Here is a 21,620-nt window from a genome sequence, read left to right as displayed (position 1 = left end):
TCGTGCAGGAAATTGGGCCGGCCATCCGGGAACCGTTGCCACCCCCGCAACTACCTGGCCTTCCTCGGCCTCGCAGCCGCCCTCTGCTGCTACAAACGCCTCATCCGACTGACCACATAGGACACGGTCTAAGAGGTGATCGGCGATCGTGAGCGTTCCCCGTCCGTAGCTGGGGGGCGTCCTCGGTGAAGACTTTCAGCCGACGGATCTCGTGGCGGCCGTGACCGATCGTACGGGTCCTGTCCCAGATGGCAGCATGTTCACGTGACTGCCAACGGGGACGACCTACCGAAGCCTCAACGTGTTTCGAAGCTGGCCGAATTGGCGGATGCTCCGCTTTCGGCAGTGCTGCCGGAAGCGGAGCCGGTTCTGGCGGCCTCGCCTGCTGCGACGCGGACCGTGCCGCCGGATCCGAAGCAGGCGGACGAGGTGGCGGACGGGCGACGCGAGTTTGCGCGACTGCTGGGGGAGTTTCGACGCCACACGGTGCTGGTGCCCTTCGACGACCACGGGAGTCTGTGGACCGCGGACTTCAACGGGGTTCGGTGGATCTGCGCGTTCTCGGATGAGGAGGCGCTGGCGCGGTTCGCGGAGGTAAGGGGAGACACGACGCGCGAGTGGGCGTACAGGACGATTCTGGGCGCACGGCTACTGGATGTGATGGTGCCGATGCTGCCGGGACCGGGCGGGGTCGCGCTGGATGCGGGCAGTGCGACGGGGGTCCTGTTTCCGCCGGTGCGCGGGATCGTCCCGGATGAGGTGGCAGTGGATCTGGAGGGGGAGACGCGGTGAGTGGGAACGAGGCTGATCTCGCGGCGCCTGCGGCGGCGTTGGTGGAGATCGCGAAGGGCATCAATCTGGCGCATTCCGAGCTGAAGGATCTCGGGATGATCGGCGAGGCGTCGGCGGGTCGTGGGTTCTCGGATCTTGCTTTGTCGGGGCTGGAGTTGGGGCACGGCGGTCTGAGGTCGGAGTTCGAGACGTTCTGCGACCGGTGGGAGTGGGGGGTACGGGCGCTGACCCTGCGGGGAAACGGTTTTGCGCAGGGGGTGGGCCTGTCGGCGGGTTCGTTCGCGGAGCAGGAGCAGTACGTCAAGGACTCGTTCAAGATCGGGGTGAACTCGCTCAACGGGAATCCGCATCTGTCCGAGGGCGAGGTCAAGCAGATGCGCTGGGACACGGTCCGGGATCAGGACATGTGGGACAACGCGGACTGGAGCCGGGAGTCGTTCTCCGAGGCGCACGGAGAGGTGAAGCAGACCTGGAAGAACACGGCGTATGACGTCGAGGACTCGATGCTCGACTCGATGGAACGCTCGGGTGTGCTGGACCCGAAGCTGCGTGACGGGGTGGACGAGAGACTGAAGGACATGCTCGATCCCGACCAGGCGACCATCGATCAGGCCGAACAGCCGCGGTGGGGGGAGAGTCGCTGATGGTGGGCTGGGGTGGTCTGGTCGACAAGGGCATCGACAAGATCGGTGACGGGATCGACAAGGGCAAGGAGATCGTCGGTGAGGGCGTCGACTATGTGACCGACAAGGCCGGCGAGGGGCTGCGACGCTACGGCTACGACTCGGTGGCCGAAGTCGTCGAGGACTGGGGTGACGAGACGGCGTCCTCGCTCGGTGCGGAGGTCGGGGAGAAGCAGCTCGGGCAGACGGAGGAAGCGAACGAGCTGATCCACGGCAGGCCGGAGAAGATCGCCGAGACGGTGAAGAACCTGCGGGACTTCCGACTCGCGTTCGACCTGGTCGGCGGCGGGATGAAGAAGCTGGACTCCAGCCACTGGAAGGGTGAGGCGGCCAACGCCTTCCGGGACAAGTTCCAGACGCTGCCGACCGACTGGCTGCATGCGGCGGATGCCATGGAGGACGCGGCCAAGGCGCTGGAGACGTACTCCAAGGCGATCGTGAGCGCGCAGGGCAAGGCGCGTGAGGCGATCGCGCTGTATAAGGAGGGCGACAAGGACTCCAAGACGGCCGCTGACACGTTCAACAAGAAGGTCGACGCCTACAACGCCGCCCGCAGCGGCGACAGCCCGCTCCCTCATCCCGGGGAGTTCTCCGACCCGGGCAAGGCCAAGCGGCAACTCGCGCGGGAGAAGCTGAAGGAGGCCCGTACCGCGCGGAACGAGGCGGGCGAGGTTGCCAAGACCGCGGTGCGCGCTGCTCTGGCACACGCGCCCAAGGAGCCGACGGGCCGCGAGAGGGCCAAGCTCGAGCTGATGGACTACGGCCTGGGCCAGGGCATCGAGCTGGCCCACTTCGGCGGTGGTGTCATCAAGGGCACGGCGGGTCTGGTCAACTTCGTCCGCTCGGTCAACCCGGTGGATCCGTACAACCTGACCCACCCGGCGGACTACTACAAGGGCGTCAACATGACGCTCGCCGGCCTGGTGTCCACGGCGGCGAACCCGGACAGGGCGCTGAAGAACGCCTGGGACGCGGCGAAGGGGGACCCGGCGGAGTTCCTCGGACGGCTGGTGCCGGAGTTGCTCGGTACGAAGGGCGGCGGGGTCATCAAGGGCGGCCTACGCGCTGGCCTGGACGGCACCAAACACCTGCCCGGCGGGAACAAGCCGGGCGGCAGCCGCCCGGACCATGAGAAGGATCCGAATAGCAACGGCAAGCAGTGCAGCGAGACGCGGTGCAAGAACGACCCGATCGACATCGCCACAGGCCGGATGCTGCTGCCCCAGACGGACATCACCCTGCCCGGCTCGCTGCCCCTCGTCTTCCGGCGCACCTTCGACTCCTCGCGCCGTTCGGGTCGCTGGTTCGGCCCGGCGTGGTCGTCGACGGTGGATCAGCGGCTGGAGATCGATTCCGAGGGTGTGATCTTCAGCTGCGACGAGGGCAGCCTCCTCGCGTATCCGCACCCCGCCCCCGGGGTCCCGGTCATGCCCACGCACGGCCGGCAATGGCCGCTGGACCGGGTCGAGGACGGCTACACCATCACCGATCCCGGCACCGGCAGGGTCCGGCACTTCACCGATCACAGCGACGAGCTCGCGCTGCTGGCACAGATCGACGACCGCAACGGCCGCTGGATCACCTTCGAGCACGACGAGGCGGGCGCCCCGACGGCGATCGTCCACCACGGCGGCTACCACCTGAAGCTCACCACGAGCGAAGGCCGAGTGACGGCCCTCCATCTTGCGGGAGCGGCGGCGGACGGATCCGACCAGGAGATCCTGTGCTACGGCTACACAGACGGCCACCTGACCGAGGTCACCAACTCCTCAGGCCGCCCCCTGCGCTTCGGCTGTGACGAACACGGCCGCATCACCTCGTGGACCGACACCAACGGCAGCCGCTTCGACTACGTCTACGACGACCAGGACCGCTGCACCTACCAGTCGGGCACCAACGGACATCTCGAAGCCACGTTCACCTGGGACGATGTCGATCCGACGACCGGGCTCCGCATGACCACCCTCACCAACGGGCTGGGGCACACCGAGCGTCACCTGATCAACGATCGCGCCCAGGTCGTCGCCGAGATCGACGCGCTGGGCGCGGTCACCCGCTTCGAGTACGACCGCTACAACCGCCTGCTGTCACGGACGGACCCACTGGGCCACGTCAGCCGCGCCACCTATGACGAGCACGGCCGCGTGACGGTGCTGGAGCGCCCCGACGGACGGCAGGCGCGGGCCGAGTACGACGACAACGGACTGCCGATACGCATCGTCGGCACGGACGGCAACATCACGCGCCAGACCTTCGACGAGCGCGGCAACCGCACGTCGGTGACCGACCCTTCGGGCGCGACGACGGAATTCGCGTACGACCCGACCGGCCGGCTCACCTCGGTGACGGACCCGCTCGGCACCACCACTCGACTGCTCCTGGACCGCCGGGGTCTTCCCCTCGAGGTCACCGATCCGTTGGGTGCCACGACCCGCTACGAACACGATGCCTTCGGCCGTACGATCCGTGTCACCGACGCTCTCGGCGCGGTCACACAGCTGGAGTGGACGGTCGAGGGCCGACCGTCCCAGCGCACCGGACCCGACGGCACAGTGGAGTCCTGGACGTACGACGGCGAGGGCAACTGCCTCAGCCACACGGACGCGCTGGGCGGCACGACCCACTTCACTTACACCGACTTCGACCTGCTGACCTCCCGCACCGGCCCCGACAGTGTCCGCTACGAGTTCTTCCATGACTCGAACCTGCGGCTGACGCGGGTGACCAATCCGCAGGGTCTGACGTGGGACTACGCCTACGACGCGGCGGGCCGACTGGTCACGGAGACGGACTTCGACGACCGGACGCTGACGTACGCGTACGACGCATCCGGCCGCCTGACGTCCCGTACGAACGGTCTCGGCCAGTGCGTCCAACTCACGCAGAACGAGCTCGGCCAGGTGATCCGCAAGGAAGCTGAGGGCGGTGCGGTCACGACGTTCGCGTACGACATCTTCGACGAGCTCGCCGTGGCGACAGGCCCGGACGCGAGGCTGGAGCGTCTCCGGGACCGGTACGGCCGCCTCGTCTCCGAGACCGTGAACGGCCGTACTCTCTTCTTCACTCACGACGCGGTGGGGCGCCGAACCGGGCGGACGACTCCGGGCGGATCGACGAGCACATGGTCGTACGACGCGGCGGGTCGTCGAACGGAACTGAACTCCTCAGGCCGAACGTTGGCCTTCGCCCACGACGCACTCGGCCGGGAAACGGCCCGCCACATTGCCGACTTTGCCGTCCTGACCTCGTCGTACGACACGTTGGGCCGTCTCATCGCACAGGAGGTCACCGGCGGCACGGGCGGCCGCCTCCAGCACCGGGCCTACGCCTACCGCGCGGACGGAGCGATCGTCGGCATAAACGACGACCTCTCCGGCGCCCGCCGCTTCGACCTGGACGCGATTGGCCGTGTCACGGCCGTCCACGCGGGCGGTTGGACGGAGCGGTACGCCTACGACGACGCCGGCAACCAGACGGAGGCCTCCTGGCCTGCCACCCACCCGTCCCACTCCTCGACGGGCATGCGCACCTACCAGGGCACCCGCATCACCGGCGCGGGGTCCGTCCGCTACGAACACGACGGGCAAGGCCGGGTCGTTCTGCGCCAGAAGACTCGCCTGTCCAGGAAGCCGGACACCTGGCGCTACGAGTGGGATGAGGAGGACCGTCTCACCGCGGTGACGACACCGGACGGTACGGTCTGGCGGTACGCGTACGACCCGCTGGGCCGCCGCATCTCGAAGCGATCCCCGCTGGAGACGGTCCACTTCACCTGGGATGGCTCCACCCTCTGCGAGCAGAGCACCGAGGGCGTCACCCTCACCTGGGACCACGTAGGCCTGCGTCCACTGGCCCAGACGGAGCGCCGCACGGACTCCACCGACGAGCGTTTCTTCGCCATCGTCACCGATCTGATCGGCACTCCGACGGAACTCGTCGACGAATCAGGCACCTTGGCCTGGCGCACCCGCACCACGATCTGGGGCGCGACGACGTGGAACCGTGACGCTACGGCATATACCCCTCTGCGTTTCCCGGGCCAGTACTTCGACCCGGAATCGGGCCTGCACTACAACCACTTCCGCTATTACGACCCGGAATCGGCGCGATACCTCAGCCAGGACCCCCTAGGTCTAGTCCCCGCCCCGAACCCAGCAACGTATGTCAACAATCCGCAGACATGGAGCGACCCGCTCGGCTTGTCGCCCTGTCCACCTGGAGGCCCTGAAAAGCATCTTCCGCTGGATGCCCCACGCGGCGACGTCCTGTTCCCCGACCATGACGCAGCCCTCGCCGAAGTCATGCGCCGCTATGACATCGAGGATCCTTCATACCTTATGAGAATCGAGCAGTGGGGCAAGAACCCGAACTTGTACGGCCCCAAGGGTGAACCGTGGGAGCTGATACGGGCGATCGACTCCAAGGGAAATGAGCTGGAGTTCCATCACCATGCGAATGGGCACTACTTCAAGCACAAGGATCCAGAGCAGGAGCAGTGGTCGCTGCCTCACTATCATGGGCCCAAGGGGGAGCACATCTACTACGGCGACATGCAATCAGGATATGGGCTCAGGGGAGTGTCAAGAAATGCGGAATGAGTACTATTCCATCGCGGGACAGCCACGCTGGGATCCGACGGGGATCGGTTCAAAAATCTCATCCCTGGAGGGCCCCTTGGGTGACGTGGGTGCAGTGTGGGTGTTCTGCGATCCAGTCTCAGAAAGCGACGCTTGGGCCGCAACTTTGCCCCGCCTCCGCCAACAGAAAATCTTCACGTGGTCGGCAAAGCTTCGCCCGGGAGACTGGGAGCCGCCGGGTGAGGGTGACGAGCACTTCATTCTGTGGCGATCAGGGAAGCGCGCGGCCACCGATCAGTTCCAGGGACTGTCGCGCTATGAGTCCAGGTATCAGGTATTTTCGAACACGGCACCGACAGTGCGCGGCTTCATCGGCGACCTGGCCACTCGCAGCTCAGGATTTTCATGTGCCGTAGGGGGGCGCGATCAACCAAATAGCTCATGGATTCAGTCGGCGCAAGTCATGGAAACCCATTTCTCGCTCTCCAGGGATTTCGCGAACACAATTGATCTGGAGTCGCGCCGCAGGAGAATCGTCTCTCTCTATGTGAGATTTTCCATCGAGGCGGGTATTTTTCCTGTCATTCCGCTCAACAAGCATCCCTATGCGGGGTTCGTCCTTTTCTGTCCCGCGGAACTTTATCCAGAAGCCTTCCAGGACATGGCGAGAGACGCGAGGGTTCTCGAAGGTGGCGAGGCGGAATCTGAGATCACCAGCTTCCTCGGAAAGGGTGGAGATCTCGCCTACCTCTGATGGGGTCGTTTCCGTGAATGGATAAAGTCGAATGATTTCACCGTGGGTGACGCTGGAGGCGGCCGCGCCAAGGAGAGGCCGTTCGCCACCTCGGTGGGCGAGGTCCGTGAACTGGCCCCGATCTACAGCAGTGTGACTCCTGACCCCCGCCCTCGCCCGGCGGGGCCCGCGCGGACCGGCTGCCCGGCGTCACCGACGGCGTGCGGGGGATCATCGCCGGGATCGCTCCGATCTAGCGTCGGCCCGCGTCGAGCCGTCATGTCCCATTGGTCTCAGGATCACCCCCCATCACCCTCGTGCACACTCCTTCACGGGTCGGTCACAGAATGGCCCGGTTCCCCTGTCACCGAGTGATTTCCGCCGGTACCGTCCTGTAGCGGCAAGACTCAGGGGGAGACCGGGGGGTCCGAGTTGAGCGCTGTGCGCATTCGTGTCGTCATGCCCGGGGAGCTGAGCGACAGGGAGACAGAAGCCTGGCGGGAGCTGCGTGCCAAGTCCGGGGCACCCGCCAATCCCTTCATGGAGCCGGAGTTCACCCGGGCCGTGGCCGCCGTGCGGCCGCGGGCGCGGGTGGCCGTGTTGTGGGAGGACGGGGAGCCCGTCGGGTTCTTTCCGTACGAGAGGGGGGCGTTCGGGCACGGGCGGGCCATAGGGCTTGGGGTGTCCGACTGTCAGGGGGCCGTCCTGCGGCCGGGGCTGCGGACCTCGGCGCGGGCGTTGCTGCGGGCCTGCGCCCTCGCCGCCTGGGAGTTCGACAACCTGGAGGCCGGGCAGAGCACGTTCACGCCGGTGGCCGCCGAGCAGTTCGCCTCGCCCGTCATCGATATAGGGGAGGGCTACGCGGCGTACGAGGACGTGCTGCGCGCCCAGTCGCCCAAGTTCCTGCGGACCACCCTCGCCAAGGAGCGCAAGCTGGCCCGGCAGAGCGGCGGCGAGGTGCGGTTCGTCTTCGACGAACGGGACCCGAAGGCGCTCGCCACCCTCATGGAGTGGAAGTCCGCGCAGTACCGCAGGACCGGCCGCCGCGACCGGTTCGCCAAGGAGTGGATCACCACCCTCGTCCGGCGGCTGCACGAGCTGCGCGCGCCAAGCTGCTCCGGCGTGCTGTCCGTGCTGTACGTCGGCGACCGGCCGATCGCCGCCCACTTCGGGCTGCGCTCGGCGACCGTCCTGTCCTGCTGGTTCCCGGCGTACGACCCCGAGTACGCGAAGTTCTCGCCCGGCCTCATCCTGCACCTGCGGATGGCCGAGGCGGCGGCCGCCGCCGGGATCGGCATGCTCGACCTCGGGCGGGGCGACGCCGAGTACAAGGACGCGCTCAAGACCGGGGAGCTGAGCGTGTACGAGGGATCGGCGGTCCGGCCGGGGATAAGGGCCGGTCTCTACTGGCTCAGCCGGGAGCCCGCCCGCCGCACCCACAGCTTCGTCCGCAGCAGGCCCAAACTCGCCGGCTACGGACGCCAGGCGCTCAACCACATCGGCCGCATCCGGGGCAAGTGACCGGCCGCAACAGGCCGTACGGCGAGAAGAACAACACCGCCCGGCGGACCCGTCCGCACCGCGCCCGCACGGCACGTACGCCAGTTCTGGGGGGAACGCATGAAGAGCATGCACGTCGTCGAGATCGACCTCGACGCGCCCGACGGCGGGATCATCGCCTTCCGGGCCGGGCCCGGCGGGCCGCCCGTCGAGGCGGACACCGCCGGGGACCTCTACGCCCTCGTCCGCCTGCGCGGCCGGCCCGCCGCCACCGTCGTCGGGCACGTACCGGCCGGTGAGGACGCCGCCGCCACCGTCGCCGCCCTCGCCCGCGAGCGCCTGCGGGCCGCGCCGCCGCCCGTACCCGAGCCCCACGGCGACCTGCCCCGTACCAGCGTCGTCGTCGCCACCCGCGAACGCGCCGACCAGCTCGCCCGGGCCCTCGACTCGCTCCTCGACCAGGACCACCCCGACTACGAGATCGTCGTCGTCGACAATGCGCCCCTCACCGACGCCACCGAAGAGCTGGTCACACGCAAGTACCAGGGGCGCGTCCGGTACGTACGGGAGGACGTGCCCGGCCTCGCCGTCGCGCACAACCGCGGTCTTGCCGTCGCCGACGGCGCCGTCATCGCCTTCACCGACGACGACGTCGTCGCCGACCCGCAGTGGCTGACCGCGCTCACCGCGCCCTTCGCCCAGGACCCCAGGCTCGGCTGCGTCACCGGCCTGATCCTGCCCGCCCGGCTCACCACCCCGGCGCAGATCCTGCTCGAAAGCCACGGCGGCTTCGCCAAGGGCTTCGCGCCCCGCCACTACGACCCCGCCCGGCCGCCCGCCGACGAGCCGCTGTTCCCCTTCACGGCCGGCAGCTTCGGCTCCGGCGCCAACATGGCCTTCCGTACCACCGCCCTGCGGGCCGTCGGCGGCTTCGACCCGGCCACCGGCACCGGCACCCCCGCCAAGGGCGGCGACGACCTGTACGCCTTCGTCGCCGTCCTCGCCGCCGGGTTCCGGCTGCGGTACACCCCCGACGCCCTCGTCTGGCACCACCACCGCGAGACCTGGCAGGACCTGCGCAACCAGGCCTACGGCTACGGCGCCGGGCTCACCGCGTACCTCACCGCGCTGCTCGTACGTCGCCCTGCCCTGCTGCCCGCGCTGCTCGCCCGCCTCCCGCGCGGGCTCGTCCACGCCCGGAACATGACCGCGCGGCGCGAGGGCACCGGGCACGTCCCCGGCGCACACGCCGAGCAGCACCCCTGGCCGCGCAGCCTGTCGCGGCTGGAGCGGCGCGGCATGCTGTACGGCCCCCTCGGGTACGCCAAGTCCCGCCTGCGCACGCGTGGCACCCGCCTGCGCACGCGCGGCACCCGCCTGCGCACGCGCGGCACCAGATTCCGCCGGGAGGCGCGATGACCCCGGGAGGCGCGATGACTCCTCGTACTCCTCGTATCCCCGTGCTCCTCTACCACGCCGTGATGGAGGACCCGCCCGAGTGGATCGCCGAATTCACCGTCACGCCACGGCAGTTCGCGGTGCAGCTCGACGCGGTCGTGGCCAGCGGGCGTACCGCCGTGCCCATCAGCGTGCTCGCCGACCATCTGGCGGGCAGGGGCGAGCTGCCCGAGCGGCCGGTGGTACTGACCTTCGACGACGGCTTCGCCGATCTGCCGGGACCGACCGCCGAGGCGCTCGCCTCCCGCTCCCTGCCCGCCACCGCCTATCTGACGACCGGCGCGATCACCCCGGGCCGGGCCAGTCTGCTGCCGCCCGCGCCGATGATGGCGCTGGGGCAGGCGCCGCTCCTTGAGCAGTACGGCCTGGAGGTCGGCGGCCACACCGTCACCCATCCGCAGCTCGACACCCTGCCCGCCGGGGCCGTCCGCCGTGAGCTGAGGGAATCGAAGGCGGTTCTGGAAGACGTCCTCGGGCACGAGGTGGAGCATCTGGCCTACCCGCACGGCTACAACAGCCGGGCCGTGCGCCGGGCCGCCCTCGACGCCGGGTATGCCTCCGCGGTCGCCGTACGCCACGCCCTGAGCTCCCAGCGGGACGAGCCCTACCGCATCGCCCGGCTCATCCTGCGCCGCAGCCACACCGTCGCCGACATCGTGGCCTGGATGGAGGGGCGCGGCGCGAAGGCGGCGCCGTACCCCGACTCGCTGCCGACCGTCGGCTGGCGGCTCTACCGGCGGACGCGCGCGCTGGTGCGCGGAGTGGAGTTCGCGGGGTGATGAAGCGCGTGTCCGAGGAGCTCCAGGGCCGGGTGCCGCCGAACAGCGGGCCGCCGAGCAGTGTGTCGGCGGGCAGCGGGCCGGCGAGCAGCGTGCCGCCGGGGCCCGCGCGTGACGGCGGCGGCACGCCCCCGTCACGCGCGCGACGCACCGGCGTGCCCGATCTCGCCTGGCTGCCGCCCGCCCTGCTGCTGCTCGGCCTCGGCCTGTGGGTGTTCGCCCTGCCCCGGATCGACTTCCGCACCATGGGCGACTACGGGCTCCTGGACCGGCTGCCCGCCGCCTTCTACGCCTCCCTGCTCGTCCTCACCGCCGGGTTCCTGGTGTCGCTGCGGCGCGCCGGGACCTCGCCGGGCTGGCCGCTCGCCCACTGTGTCGCGCTGCTCGTCGCGCTTAAGGCGCCTCCGGCCGTGCTGTACGACTCCGTGCGCTACCCCTGGGCCTCCAAGCACGACGCCGTCGTCAACACCATCCTCGGCGCCGGTGAGCTGCGCCCGAACGCCGCCCTGTCCGGGAACATGTCCGCCTACGACCAGTGGCCGGGCTTCTTCACCCTCAACGCCGCCTTCGTCCGCGCCTTCGGCGTCGAGTCCACCGCCGTCTATCTCAACTGGGCGCCGATCGTCCTCGGTCTGATCACGCTGCCCGTGCTCGTGCTGATCTACCGCACCTTCACCGAGGACTGGCGGCTGGTGTGGACCGCCGTCTGGATCTTCCAGCTCGCCAACTGGGTGGGCCAGGACTATCTGGCGCCGCAGGGCTTCGCGTACGTCCTGCACCTGACCGTACTCGCCGTCGTGCTGCGGCACTTCGTACGGCCCGGCTCGGCGGGGCGGCTGCGCGACCGGGCGTATCTCGACCCGGCCGCGGCCGCCGTGCCGCCGCCGACCGGCCTCCGTCAGCGCGCGGTCTGTGTGGTGATCCTCGCCCCGCTGATCGCCGCGATCAACGCCGCGCACCAGCTGACACCGGTCATGCTCTGCGCCGCTCTGTTCGTCCTCAGCCTCACCCGTCGCTACCGCAACTACGGTCTGCTGGTCGTCGCCGGGCTGCTGATGCTGACCTGGGACCTCACGATGGGGCGGCCGCTGTTCCTGGAGACGCTCGGCACGCTGCGCGAGTCGATCGGCGAGCTGACCGAGAACTCCCGCGCCGGATACGCCGGCCAGCTCACCGGACCGGGCCCCGAGCTGGCCGGGCGGGCCAACATCGCCATGGTCCTCGCCGTCGTCGCGCTCGCCGGGATCGCCGTCCTCGGCCGCCGCCGGCTGACCCGCAGCGCGCTGCCTCTGCTGCTGGTCTCGATCGCGCCTGTCCCGCTCTTCGCGGTCAACGACTACGGCGGCGAAATGCTCTTCCGGGTCTACCTCTTCGGGCTGCCCGGGGCCGCGTTCTTCGCCGCGGCGGCGCTGGTGCCGGCCACCGCGGGCGCCCACCGCAGCCGCGGCGGGCTCGCCCGGCGCCGGACCGCGGCCGTCGCCCTGCCGGTCGTCCTCGTCGCCCTGGCGGCCGGTTTCCTGCCCTCGTACTACGGCAAGGAGACGATGTACTACACCCCGCCCGCCGAGACGCGGCTGGTCACCCGCGCCATCGACCGGCTGCCCAGGGACGGTCTCATCCTCGCCACCTCCGGCTCCTTCCCGCAGGCGCTGCACCGCTACGACCAGGTCGAGCACTGGTTCTTCGCCGAGCAGGAGCTGCCCGAGAACGAGAAGATGCTCGCCGACCCGGCCCGGTATCTCGCCGACGGGATCCCGCCCGGCACCACGGCCCATGTCGTCCTCACCCGGACCCAGGACATCTACACGGCGGGCGAGGGCCTGCTCCCGCCGGGCGGCTTCGCGACCCTGCGCGCGCGGCTGAAGGCCTCCCCGCTCTTCACGACCGTCGAGGAACACCCGTACGGAATCGTCCTCGCCTACACGCCGGCGCCCGCAGCGGTCCCGGCGCGCCCAGCTCCCGGAGCGACCCCAGCAGCCTCACCGGCCCCAGCTACCTCAGGCGGTACACCGTGAACATGGCCCAGAACCGGATCAGAGGAGCCGTCGCCGTCTCCGGGTGGGTGGCCCTCGCGGCGAGCCTGCTGCCCGGCGGCTCACCGCTGCGCTGGCTGCCCGTGCTGCTCTTCGTCTGCTTCGGACCCGGCCTCGCCCTGCTCCACCCCCAGCCGCTCGGGCTGCGCCCCGGCGCCCGTCTGGAGGCGTTCGCGCTGGCCGCGCCGATCAGCCTCTCCCTCGCCACGCTCACCGCCACCTCCCTCTTCCTGGTCGAGGCGTTCTCCGCGACCGCGTTCCTCATCCCGCTCGCCGCCTTCGCCACCGTCGTCGCCCTGATGCCCGGCCTGCCGCTGCCCGCCGCCACCCGCGGCGCCGTGGAGCGCACGCGTGTCAAACGCTCGGCCGGCGGTGGCCGATGAGCGGACGCCACGCCCCGCGCGGACGACTGCCGCACCGGCCGGCGTACACCGCCGCCGTGCTGGTCGCCGTCGCCGCGCTGATCGCCGGTCTTGGCCTATGGGCCACCCGCTCCGGCGGAGAGGGGGACGACGCCCGCCCCGCGGCGGGCGAGTTGCCCCGCAACGCCGTCTCCGGGAAGCCGCCCGAGGGGCCCTGCGCCCCCGACGCCAAGCTGGTGCCGCCGTGCGGGGCGTGGTGGGGCGCGTACATCCCGTACGACGCCGAAGGCTCCCTCACCGAGCCGGTCCACGCCTTCGAGAAGAAGATCGGCCGCCGGCTCGACCTCGTCTACACGTACCACGACATGTCCGGCAACGAGCTCGACGGAACGCTTCTCACCCCCGACGAGCAGGTCCTTGGCCGGGACCGGATGCTGATGCTCGCCTGGGAGTCCACGGTGTGGAAGGAGCCGCACCACGCCGGATACACCGAGACCCAGCTCGGCTGGAAGAACATCGCCTCCGGGCGGTACGACACCGAGATCCTCGACCCGCAGATCCGCCGCATCAAGGCCTACGGCAAACGCGTCTTCCTCTCCTTCGACCAGGAGGTCGACGCCCGGATCAAGGAGGGCGCCGGTACGCCCGCCGAGTACGTCGCCGCGTACCGCCACCTGCACGACCGGTTCAAGCGGCTCGGCGCCGACAACGTGGTCTGGGTGTGGACGGTCTCCGGCTATCTCGGCAGCGCGGCGCTGATGAAGCAGCTGTACCCCGGCGACGCCTACGTCGACTGGATCGGCATGGACCAGTACAACTACTTCGTCTGCCACGACACCACCGACTGGAAGGACTTCGACCGCAGCCAGCGGCCCACCTACGACTGGCTGCTGGCCAACGTCTCGGCGACGAAACCGGTCATGCTGGCGGAGTTCGCCACCGTCCCGGACCCGGCCGACGCCGACCGGCAGCGCGACTGGTACACCGCCATCCCGGAGGTGGTCCGCACCCTGCCGAAGGCCCGGGCGCTGGTCCACTGGAACCGCTCGGTCCCCGGCCGTGGCTGCGACCTGACCGTCAACGGCGGCCCTGGTCTGGAGGGATATCGCACGGCGGGACAGGACCGGTACTTCGCGCAGCCCGTCCCGAACCGATAGGCCGCCGGAGGGGGACGGGCGGCGGCCGATGAGTTTTCCCGCGATCGGCAGTCATAGTTCATGCGGGTAGTCGCAAGGACTGCCGAGAGCCGGACACGAGACACAGAGGAACCTCAGATGCGTACGCTGATCAGCACCGCCTTCATCTCCCTCGACGGCGTCATGGAGGCCCCGGGTGGCGAGCCCGGCTACCGCAACTCCGGGTGGACCTTCAAGGACGTCGAGTTCCTCCCCGAGGCCTACGAGATCAAGGACCGGGAGCAGAAGGAAGCCACCGCGATGCTGCTGGGCCGGACCAGCTACGAGGCGTTCAGCCCGGTGTGGCCCGGCATGGAGGAGTTCGCCGACTACAAGGTGATGCCGAAGTACGTCGTCTCCACCACCCTCACCGACGCCGACCTGGTGACGAACTGGGGCGAGACCACGATCCTGCGCTCACTCGACGACGTCGCCGCCCTGAAGGAGACCGACGGCGGCCCGATCATCATCCACGGCAGCGCCACCCTCAACCACGGCCTCTCGGACGCGGGCCTGATCGACCGCTACCACCTGCTCGTCTTCCCGCTCCTGCTCGGCGCGGGCAAGCGTCTCTTCAGCGCCACGGACAAGGACACCCAGAAGCTGAAGCTGATCGAGCACGAGACCTACGCCAACGGCCTGCAGAAGAACGTCTTCGACGTCGTCCGCTGACGGTTCGCCGTGCCAGGTTCGCCTACGTGTCGCCAAGAAGCACGGCCGCCCGGCTGTCCAACTCGGCCACGCCAGGTGTTGTGCCGTAGCGCGTGAGGCGTACGCGTAGGTCGGTAAGTGCGTCGCTGATCTTCACGGACCGTACGCCTTCGGCGCTGTCGAGGAAGTCGCCCCGCCAAGGTCACCATCTCCCAGGGAGTAGCCCACTACGTGAAGTGGCTCCGGGAAACCCCGGCCGCCCTTCCCGGCTGGCTGCGGGAGACCAGCGTCGCCTAGATGACCGGAGGCCGGCCCAGCCGGGTCAGGCGCCCGACCGTCCGCCAGCGGATCGGGCGCCGGGGGCCGCCGGACGTCCGGATGCCCTCGGTGAAGCCGGCGAACCAGGCCCGCAGCCCCGACAGCGATCTGGTGCGGGCCACGCTCAGCGCCAGCCACACGCCGAGGTAGAGGGGAACGAGCGGGGCGGGCAGATGCCGCTTGGCCAGCCAGACCCGGTTCCGGGCGGTCATGCGGTAGTACACCGCGTGCCGGGCGGGCGAGGTCTTCGGGTGCTGGAGGACCAGCTGAGGCTCGTACAGGACGTCCCAGCCGCGGTCGATCGCGCGCCAGGCCAGGTCGGTCTCCTCATGGGTGAAGAAGAAGGCGTCCGGCCAGCCCCCGGTCTCCTCCAGCATCGGCATCGACAGAGCATGACCGCCGCCGAGGAACGTCGTCACCAGGCCCCGCCGCATCGGATCCTTCGCCCGCAGGCGGGGCACGTGGCGGCGTTGGGTGGTACCGGTCTCGTCCGCGATCCGGAAGGAGACGATGCCCAGGCGGCCGTCGGCCTCGTACAGGTTCGCGATCCGCCGGAACACATCGGCCTTGACGAGCAGGCCGTCGTCGTCCAGATCCACCAGGACGTCCACGTCCCCGAAGTCCCTCAGCCGGCGCCAGGCGACGTTCCGGCCGCCGGACACCCCCAGGTTCTCGTCCAGCTCCACCGCGGTCACACCGTCCGGCAGACCCGCCAGGACCGTGCCGTTACCGACCACCACGATCCGCGTCGCGGACTCGTCCTGCTTGGCCACCGACTCCAGCAGCGCCAACAGCTCCGGCATCCGGTCGCCCATGGTCAGCACGGCGACACCCACACGCGGCCGGGCCACGACCACCACCACTTTCCTCAGCCGGCAACAGGTGAACGGCGAGGGTACCGCCGCCGGAGCTGACACCGGTCTCGGGAGCCATCGTTCGCCGTCGCCGCCGCACATGACCGTCACCCGCGCCCCGGCCCCGTACGTCCTGACCCCGTACGTCCCGCCCGCGCCCGACCCGCCGCCAGCGCCGCCACGGCCGTCACGCCGAGGCACACGAACACCGGCAGCGCGGCCGTGGCGAAGGCGTGTTGGGCCGCCCAGCCCGCGACCATCAGGAGCCAGACCGCGCACGCCGTCGCCCGCTCGCTCACCCCGAGCGCCCGTAGCGCCACCGCCACCAGGCCCAGGCACAGCGCCTGAAGGGCGAGCGGCAGCGCCCGCAGCACCCCCGCGGGGGAGTCCAGACCGGCCGCCTGCGCCAGGAAGTCGGCGAGCGGACCGGTCAGCGGGCCCGACGCCGGGTCGGGCCGGATCCCCAGCAGCAGCGGCGCGGTGTGCAGGGCCAGGAACGTCACCAGCAGTACGGACGAGACCAGCACCGGCCGTACGCGCTGGAGCGAGACGGCCGCGCTGTGCACGACGATCAGCAGGATGCCGGCGGTGAGCGTGATCGGCGGCAGCGCCTCGTGGAGCTGGACGCCGGACAGATGCCGCTCGGACAGGTCCTGCGCCCGGGACAGCGGGATCCAGAACAGGCCCGCCGACAGCGCGAGCAGCAGCCACAGCCAGCTGGTCAGCCAGCCCTCGTCGCTGTCGGCCTCGGCGCGCCCGATGGACCGCGGCGGCTCGGGGACGTACACCGGTATGCCGAACGCGGGCGTCGCCGTGTCGTGCGCGCCCCGTAGGTACGCGGTCTGGCGTGCCCAGTCGGTGCCGTAGATCTCCTCCGAGGACGCGGCGCGGCCCTCGGCGGCCCGGCGCGCCCAGCTCGTGCCGTACTCGGCCGCCGCTCCCTTGCGGGGGCGGCGCCGCCTCGGCTCCCGCCCGGCGAGCGCGGCGCGCAGCCCCGGCGCCGAGAGGACCGCCATCAGCGTCATCGAGCCGAGCATGGCCAGACCCGCGCCTGAGATGCCGTGCGGGCCGAGCAGGACGGTGGCGCTGCCCAGGACCAGCAGGCACATGGCGCCTTGGAGGACGGCGAGCATGCCCGTACGGCCCTGGACGCGCAGCACCCCGATGTACAGCTCGACGGCGACCCGGGGCAGCGCGGCCGCGGCGAGCAGCCGCAGCACCATCGTGCCGTGCTCGGCGTAGTCGGGGCCGAAGGGGGCGAGGATCTGCGGGGCGAAGACGATCAGGAAGGCGACGACGGGGACGAGCAGCAGCGCCATCCGGCGCAGCGCGCCCCGCACGCCCTGGGCGAGGCTGTCGGGGCTGTGGGAGGCGTGCGCGGTCAGTGAGGAGGCCATGTTGATGGCCATGAACTCCATCGTGCCGCCGACGGTGTACGCGGTGTAGAAGAAGGCGTTGTGGGCGGCGTCGAAGCGGACGGCGACCATCACCGGCAGCAGGTTGATCATGGCGAGACTGAAGAGCGCGCCGACCGAGTCCCCGGCCATGAAGCGGCCGATCTCCCGCATCGCGGGCGGTTCGCGGTCGTGGTCCGCGCGCGCCTGCCGGGGGATGAGCCGGCGGAAGACCAGCCAGGCCAGCGGCAGCACGGACAGCGCGATCGCCGCCGACCACGACACGAAGACGCCGAGGACGGGCAGGGCGGTGGCGCAGGCGACGAGCAGCAGCAGCTTCCCGACGGAGAAGACGGCGTTGCCGACGGGCACCCAGATGGCCCGGCGCAGCCCGGTCAGGACGCCGTCCTGGAGCGTGAGCAGCGCCCAGCCGACGCAGGACGCGGTGAAGAACAGCCCGGCGCTCAGCGTGCCGAGCGGCGCGTACGAGGGCCCCCACAGGTCGAGCGTGAGCAGGAAGGCGCCGCAGGCCAGGGCCACCACGACGGAGCTGACCAGGTAGATCCGGCGCACCAGCGACCCGGTGGCGCGCCCGGCCCGCGGTACGTACCGCACGACCGCGCCGATCATCGTGGTCGCCGTGATCGAGGCGAGCAGCCGCTGCGCGGCGATGGCGGCGGAGCCCTGCCCGACGGCCTCCTCGCTGTAGTAGCGGGCGGCGACCAGCCAGAAGCCGAGGCCGAGCGCCGCGGAGACGCCGGTGGACAGCATGAGCGCGTAGGCGTTGCGGAACATCGACTCGCTGCCGCCGTCCGCGTCCCGCGCCTTCGGCGCGTCCGGGTCCATGGCCGGTCTCTCCGGCTCGGCGCCGTCCCCGGCGTCCGGCTCGCGCAGCCGGACGGTCTCAGCCACCGTCCGGGCCCTGGGGCGTGGCGGGCTCGGCGCCGGAGGCGCGCAGGACCTCGATGACCTCCTCCGCGCGGCGCGGATCCACCGGCAGGGCGTGCCGGGCGAACCAGCGGGCCGCAGCGGGGGCGGGCGACGGTTCGGTGAAGGAGGCGGCGTAGTCGTCGAGCGGCGGATCGTAGAGGTAGCCGGTGGTGAGGCGGCGGCGGGCGAGCGCGGCGATGGCCGCGTCCCGGTCGGCGACCAGCAGCGGCACCCGGAACAGCGGCTGTACGGGGCCGGGGCCCGGCGCGCCCCAGGGGCTGTCCAGGAGCGTCGCCGTACCCGCCCGGTGGGCGGCGAGGGTGGTGTCCAGCCGGTCCAGGAGCCGGGTGGTGCGGCGGATCCGGCCGCGGCCGGGGGAGAGGCGGTAGTCGTGCATGTCGACGCGGACCCAGGAGTGGAAGGGCGCGAGGCCGGGCGCGGCCGTCACCGCCTGCTTGAGCTCTCCGGGACGCAGCGGCATCCGGATCTCGGCGCGCTCGTCCATCCCGAGCAGCCGCATGGTGGCGCGTGCGGCCCGTACGAGCCGCAGTCCGCGGACCGTGGCCTCGGCGTACGGGCGTACGAGATAGGCGAGTTCGGCCGGCAGCCGGGTCGGGTGGAGCAACTCGTCGCGGGCGGCGGCCAGTTCGGTGCGCAGTGCCGGGTCGGCGAAGGCGAGGAAGCCGCCGGTCTTGGCGCCGGTGTGCTTGGAGAGGCTGAAGACGGCCGCGTCGCCGTGGGTGCCGACGGGCCGGTCACCGCTCTCGCTGCCGATGGCGTGGGCGGCGTCCTCGAGGAGCGGGATGCCGAGCCGGTCGCAGTGGGCCCGCAGGCTCGGCGCCGGGTCGGGGTTCCCGTACAGATTGGTGGTGAGGACGGCGGACAGGCCCTGCCAGACGGACTCGGGCACCGCCGCGGCGTCGATGGAGCCGTCGCGCGCGTCCAGCGGGGCCTGCACCGGGCGCAGCCCCGCGGCGAGCACCACGAAGAAGATGACGTCGTCGTTGACGGGTGACATCAGCACCCGTCCTCCGGGCGCGCACCAGTGGCGCAGCGCCAGATAGAGACCGAAGCGGCAGGAGGGCACGTACAGGCACTCCCTGCCGAGCCGGCCCCGCATCAGGTGTTCCAGTTCCGCGTACGCAGAAACCATCAGATTCCCCCCTGATCCCCCGGGCTCAATGTGGCCCATTCCGGACTGCCCGTCAATAACGCGAAGGAGCCCGCCCCCGGTGCGGGGGCAGGCTCCTTCGACGGTGTGACGGTGCCCGGGGGACCGGGCGGTCCGGCTCACTCCTCCAGGGTCAGGCCCTTCCTGAGCCGCCCCAGGGTGCGGGAGAGCAGCCGCGACACATGCATCTGGGAGATGCCGAGTTCCTCGCCGATCTCGGACTGGGTCATCCCGGCGACGAAGCGCAGCGACAGGATCTGCCGGTCGCGCGCCGGCAGCGAGGCGATCATCGGCTTCAGCGACTCGATGTACTCGATGCCTTCGATGCCGTGGTCCTCGTAGCCGATGCGGTCGGCGAGGGCACCCTCGGAGTCGTCCTCCTCGGGCTGGGCGTCCAGGGAGCTGGCGGTGTAGGCGTTGCTCGCCGCCATGCCCTCGACGACCTCTTCACGGCTGATGCCGAGCTTCTCGGCGAGCTCGCCGACGGTCGGCGCGCGGTCGAGCTTCTGGGCGAGCTCGTCGCCCGCCTTGGCGAGGTCGAGACGGAGCTCCTGGAGCCGGCGCGGGACGCGCACGGACCACGAGGTGTCACGGAAGAAGCGCTTTATCTCGCCGACGATGGTCGGCATCGCGAACGTCGGGAACTCGACGCCGCGGCTGAGTTCGAAACGGTCGATGGCCTTGATGAGGCCGATCGTGCCGACCTGGATGATGTCCTCCATCGGCTCGCTGCGGGAGCGGAACCGAGTGGCGGCGAACTTCACCAGGGCCAGGTTGAGTTCGACGAGTGTGTTGCGGACGTACGCGTAGTCGTGCGTGCCCTCTTCGAGCCGTTCGAGGCGGGCGAAGAGCGTCTTCGACAGTGCCCGCGCGTCCAGCGGCTGCACTTCGTCGAACGGAGGGATCTCGGGGAGATCCGCAAGTTCGGGGGATACGGGCGGAGTTGCTGCCGACGGCGCGTGGTGGTGGGGGGTACGCGGGGCGTCGAGCCGGGGTGACATGGTCTCCTCCATCGTTCTCGGCATAAGGCAGCCGATGCCTTCCTTGCTGCGGTGTGCGGCGCCTCCGTGGCCGGCCGTGTTGGTTGTGTCCCTACTAGCCCTACCCGCTCGACATGGAGAGATGCAAGTGTTAAATGTCCGGATTGTCTTATTGTGTGGTGCTGCACCGGTGCCAGAACGTGTGAAGAAGGCGTAGTGTTCTCCGGACGTCAACGAAGTCCACGATCATCGGCGAAGAGGGGCGTACATGGACCGCGGCACGGTCGGATCGGCGAACCGGGGCCGACTTCTGGTCGAGGTCCGGACCCACGGAACGAGCGAGATCGTCACGCCGGTGGGTGAGCTCGATCACCACACCGCCGAACTGTTGCGTTCGCCACTTGAAACGGCGATCGCCGAAGGACGCTCACGCCTCGTCGTGGACTGTTCACGGCTCGAATTCTGCGACTCCACCGGGCTCAACGTCCTGCTGGGAGCCCGCCTGCAGGCCGAAGCCGCCGGGGGCGGGGTCCATCTCGCCGCGATGGGGCCGGTCGTTGCCAGGGTCTTCGAGATCACCGGAGCGGAGGCGGTCTTCACCGTCCATGACTCGCTCGAGGCGGCGCTCGCAGATTGAATGCGCGGGTCGCTGGGCACCCGCACTCCGAATCGAATTCGAGTCCTGATCAGTAATGGCGAACTGGTGAAGCGGTGAGGTGAAGCGCTGATGGACACCACCCGGGAGCACACGCCGAACGGCGCGGCCGACGGGCAGCTGCGCAGCCTCGCGCTGGGCAGTGCGAGCGGCATCGTTCCGCTGGCCCGGGACTTCACCCGGCAGGCGCTTTACGACTGGGGCTGGCTGCCGGCCGCCACCGCCGACCGCCGGGCTGCCGCGGAGGACGTCCTGCTCGTCGTCTCCGAACTCGTCACCAACGCCTGCCTGCACGCCGAGGGACCCGAGGAGCTGCGCGTCTCGTACACCGCCAAGGTGCTGCGGCTCGAAGTTACCGACCGGGGCGCCGGGTACCCTGCCCCCCGAACCCCGCACCGCGCCGGACGCCCGGGGGGCCACGGCATGTTCATCGTCCAACGGCTCTGCCTGGACTGGGGAGTTGTCCGTACGCCCGGAGCGCCGGGCAAGACCGTGTGGGCGGAGCTCGCCGCTCCGGCCTAGCCCGCCGCCGCACGGAAGCGGCCCGCGGGACTCGTTGAAAACGCGCCAACAGG

The 21,620-nt window shown here is 70.2% G+C and carries 17 protein-coding genes; 13 read left to right on the top strand and 4 right to left on the bottom strand.

Going from position 1 to position 21,620, the window contains the following annotated elements; translation table 11 throughout:
* Positions 1-264: 264 nt before the first annotated feature.
* From ACZ7LT_RS23105 to ACZ7LT_RS23055, 11 genes are all read left to right on the top strand, one after another.
* Positions 265-792, top strand: coding sequence for an SseB family protein (locus ACZ7LT_RS23105; RefSeq protein ID WP_471237966.1), 528 nt, complete (start codon positions 265-267; stop codon positions 790-792).
* Positions 789-1,436 carry a hypothetical protein gene (locus ACZ7LT_RS23100; protein WP_471237965.1) on the top strand — a complete coding sequence of 216 codons (648 nt, stop codon included), beginning with the start codon at positions 789-791 and terminating at the stop codon, positions 1,434-1,436. Before ACZ7LT_RS23105 ends, ACZ7LT_RS23100 begins: the two co-directional genes overlap by 4 nt.
* The gene (locus ACZ7LT_RS23095) at positions 1,436-6,073 is read left to right on the top strand and encodes a putative T7SS-secreted protein (protein ID WP_471237964.1); all 4,638 of its coding nucleotides are present in this window, start codon (positions 1,436-1,438) and stop codon (positions 6,071-6,073) included. The genes ACZ7LT_RS23100 and ACZ7LT_RS23095 overlap by 1 nt, the downstream gene beginning before the upstream one ends.
* Positions 6,063-6,806 (top strand): hypothetical protein, encoded by a 744-nt coding sequence (locus ACZ7LT_RS23090; RefSeq protein WP_471237963.1) that lies wholly within the window; start codon positions 6,063-6,065, stop codon positions 6,804-6,806. Before ACZ7LT_RS23095 ends, ACZ7LT_RS23090 begins: the two co-directional genes overlap by 11 nt.
* Positions 6,807-7,244: 438 nt before the next feature.
* Positions 7,245-8,306: a GNAT family N-acetyltransferase gene (locus ACZ7LT_RS23085; RefSeq protein WP_471238351.1), complete on the top strand. Its 1,062-nt coding sequence runs from the start codon at positions 7,245-7,247 to the stop codon at positions 8,304-8,306.
* Positions 8,307-8,405: 99 nt separating this feature from the next.
* Positions 8,406-9,704, top strand: a complete 1,299-nt coding sequence (locus ACZ7LT_RS23080) for a glycosyltransferase family 2 protein (protein WP_471237962.1) — start codon at positions 8,406-8,408, stop codon at positions 9,702-9,704.
* Between the two features lie 14 nt (positions 9,705-9,718).
* Positions 9,719-10,522: a polysaccharide deacetylase family protein gene (locus ACZ7LT_RS23075; RefSeq protein ID WP_471237961.1), complete on the top strand. Its 804-nt coding sequence runs from the start codon at positions 9,719-9,721 to the stop codon at positions 10,520-10,522.
* On the top strand, positions 10,522-12,537 hold the full coding sequence (locus ACZ7LT_RS23070) for a hypothetical protein (protein WP_471237960.1): 2,016 nt from the start codon (positions 10,522-10,524) through the stop codon (positions 12,535-12,537). The genes ACZ7LT_RS23075 and ACZ7LT_RS23070 overlap by 1 nt, the downstream gene beginning before the upstream one ends.
* A gap of 2 nt (positions 12,538-12,539) precedes the next feature.
* Complete coding sequence (locus tag ACZ7LT_RS23065; RefSeq protein ID WP_471237959.1) at positions 12,540-12,938, top strand: hypothetical protein; 399 nt, start codon at positions 12,540-12,542, stop codon at positions 12,936-12,938.
* Entirely contained in the window at positions 12,935-14,074 is a 1,140-nt protein-coding gene (locus ACZ7LT_RS23060) for a glycoside hydrolase family 26 protein (RefSeq protein ID WP_471237958.1), read from the top strand. The genes ACZ7LT_RS23065 and ACZ7LT_RS23060 overlap by 4 nt, the downstream gene beginning before the upstream one ends.
* A gap of 117 nt (positions 14,075-14,191) precedes the next feature.
* On the top strand, positions 14,192-14,764 hold the full coding sequence (locus ACZ7LT_RS23055; protein WP_471237957.1) for a dihydrofolate reductase family protein: 573 nt from the start codon (positions 14,192-14,194) through the stop codon (positions 14,762-14,764).
* Between the two features lie 272 nt (positions 14,765-15,036).
* Here the strand turns inward: ACZ7LT_RS23055 and ACZ7LT_RS23050 are convergent, their stop codons facing one another.
* The 4 genes from ACZ7LT_RS23050 to ACZ7LT_RS23035 form a co-directional block, all read right to left on the bottom strand.
* The gene (locus ACZ7LT_RS23050) at positions 15,037-15,912 is read right to left on the bottom strand and encodes a glycosyltransferase family 2 protein (protein ID WP_471237956.1); all 876 of its coding nucleotides are present in this window, start codon (positions 15,910-15,912) and stop codon (positions 15,037-15,039) included.
* A gap of 110 nt (positions 15,913-16,022) precedes the next feature.
* The gene (locus ACZ7LT_RS23045; RefSeq protein ID WP_471237955.1) at positions 16,023-18,221 is read right to left on the bottom strand and encodes a lipopolysaccharide biosynthesis protein; all 2,199 of its coding nucleotides are present in this window, start codon (positions 18,219-18,221) and stop codon (positions 16,023-16,025) included.
* Positions 18,214-19,359, bottom strand: a complete 1,146-nt coding sequence (locus ACZ7LT_RS23040) for a DegT/DnrJ/EryC1/StrS family aminotransferase (RefSeq protein WP_471238350.1) — start codon at positions 19,357-19,359, stop codon at positions 18,214-18,216. The genes ACZ7LT_RS23045 and ACZ7LT_RS23040 overlap by 8 nt, the downstream gene beginning before the upstream one ends.
* Positions 19,360-19,529: 170 nt before the next feature.
* Positions 19,530-20,423 carry an RNA polymerase sigma factor SigF gene (locus ACZ7LT_RS23035; RefSeq protein WP_471237954.1) on the bottom strand — a complete coding sequence of 298 codons (894 nt, stop codon included), beginning with the start codon at positions 20,421-20,423 and terminating at the stop codon, positions 19,530-19,532.
* Positions 20,424-20,658: 235 nt separating this feature from the next.
* Between ACZ7LT_RS23035 and ACZ7LT_RS23030 the strand changes: the two genes are divergently transcribed.
* Both ACZ7LT_RS23030 and ACZ7LT_RS23025 read left to right on the top strand, forming a co-directional pair.
* Entirely contained in the window at positions 20,659-21,027 is a 369-nt protein-coding gene (locus ACZ7LT_RS23030; RefSeq protein WP_471237953.1) for an STAS domain-containing protein, read from the top strand.
* A gap of 90 nt (positions 21,028-21,117) precedes the next feature.
* A complete protein-coding gene (locus ACZ7LT_RS23025; RefSeq protein ID WP_471237952.1) occupies positions 21,118-21,567 on the top strand; it encodes an ATP-binding protein in 450 nt (149 codons plus the stop codon).
* Positions 21,568-21,620: the final 53 nt, after the last annotated feature.

It is taken from the genome of Streptomyces sp. NPDC039465, from assembly GCF_055639315.1.
The sequence above is the reverse complement of the archived record's forward strand: the minus strand, read 5'-3'. Positions and strand labels throughout refer to the sequence as shown.

Bases quoted from the DNA above. Each gene is read 5' to 3' on its own strand.
- ACZ7LT_RS23055 (WP_471237957.1), top strand. From the start codon at position 14,192: ATGCGTACGCTGATCAGCACCGCCTTCATCTCCCTCGACGGCGTCATG.
- ACZ7LT_RS23075 (WP_471237961.1), top strand. From the start codon at position 9,719: ATGACTCCTCGTACTCCTCGTATCCCCGTGCTCCTCTACCACGCCGTG.
- ACZ7LT_RS23095 (WP_471237964.1), top strand. From the start codon at position 1,436: ATGGTGGGCTGGGGTGGTCTGGTCGACAAGGGCATCGACAAGATCGGT.
- ACZ7LT_RS23040 (WP_471238350.1), bottom strand. From the start codon at position 19,359: ATGCGGGGCCGGCTCGGCAGGGAGTGCCTGTACGTGCCCTCCTGCCGC.
- ACZ7LT_RS23070 (WP_471237960.1), top strand. From the start codon at position 10,522: ATGAAGCGCGTGTCCGAGGAGCTCCAGGGCCGGGTGCCGCCGAACAGC.
- ACZ7LT_RS23085 (WP_471238351.1), top strand. From the start codon at position 7,245: ATGCCCGGGGAGCTGAGCGACAGGGAGACAGAAGCCTGGCGGGAGCTG.
- ACZ7LT_RS23080 (WP_471237962.1), top strand. From the start codon at position 8,406: ATGAAGAGCATGCACGTCGTCGAGATCGACCTCGACGCGCCCGACGGC.
- ACZ7LT_RS23035 (WP_471237954.1), bottom strand. From the start codon at position 20,423: ATGGAGGAGACCATGTCACCCCGGCTCGACGCCCCGCGTACCCCCCAC.
- ACZ7LT_RS23090 (WP_471237963.1), top strand. From the start codon at position 6,063: ATGCGGAATGAGTACTATTCCATCGCGGGACAGCCACGCTGGGATCCG.
- ACZ7LT_RS23025 (WP_471237952.1), top strand. From the start codon at position 21,118: ATGGACACCACCCGGGAGCACACGCCGAACGGCGCGGCCGACGGGCAG.
- ACZ7LT_RS23065 (WP_471237959.1), top strand. From the start codon at position 12,540: ATGGCCCAGAACCGGATCAGAGGAGCCGTCGCCGTCTCCGGGTGGGTG.
- ACZ7LT_RS23060 (WP_471237958.1), top strand. From the start codon at position 12,935: ATGAGCGGACGCCACGCCCCGCGCGGACGACTGCCGCACCGGCCGGCG.
- ACZ7LT_RS23030 (WP_471237953.1), top strand. From the start codon at position 20,659: ATGGACCGCGGCACGGTCGGATCGGCGAACCGGGGCCGACTTCTGGTC.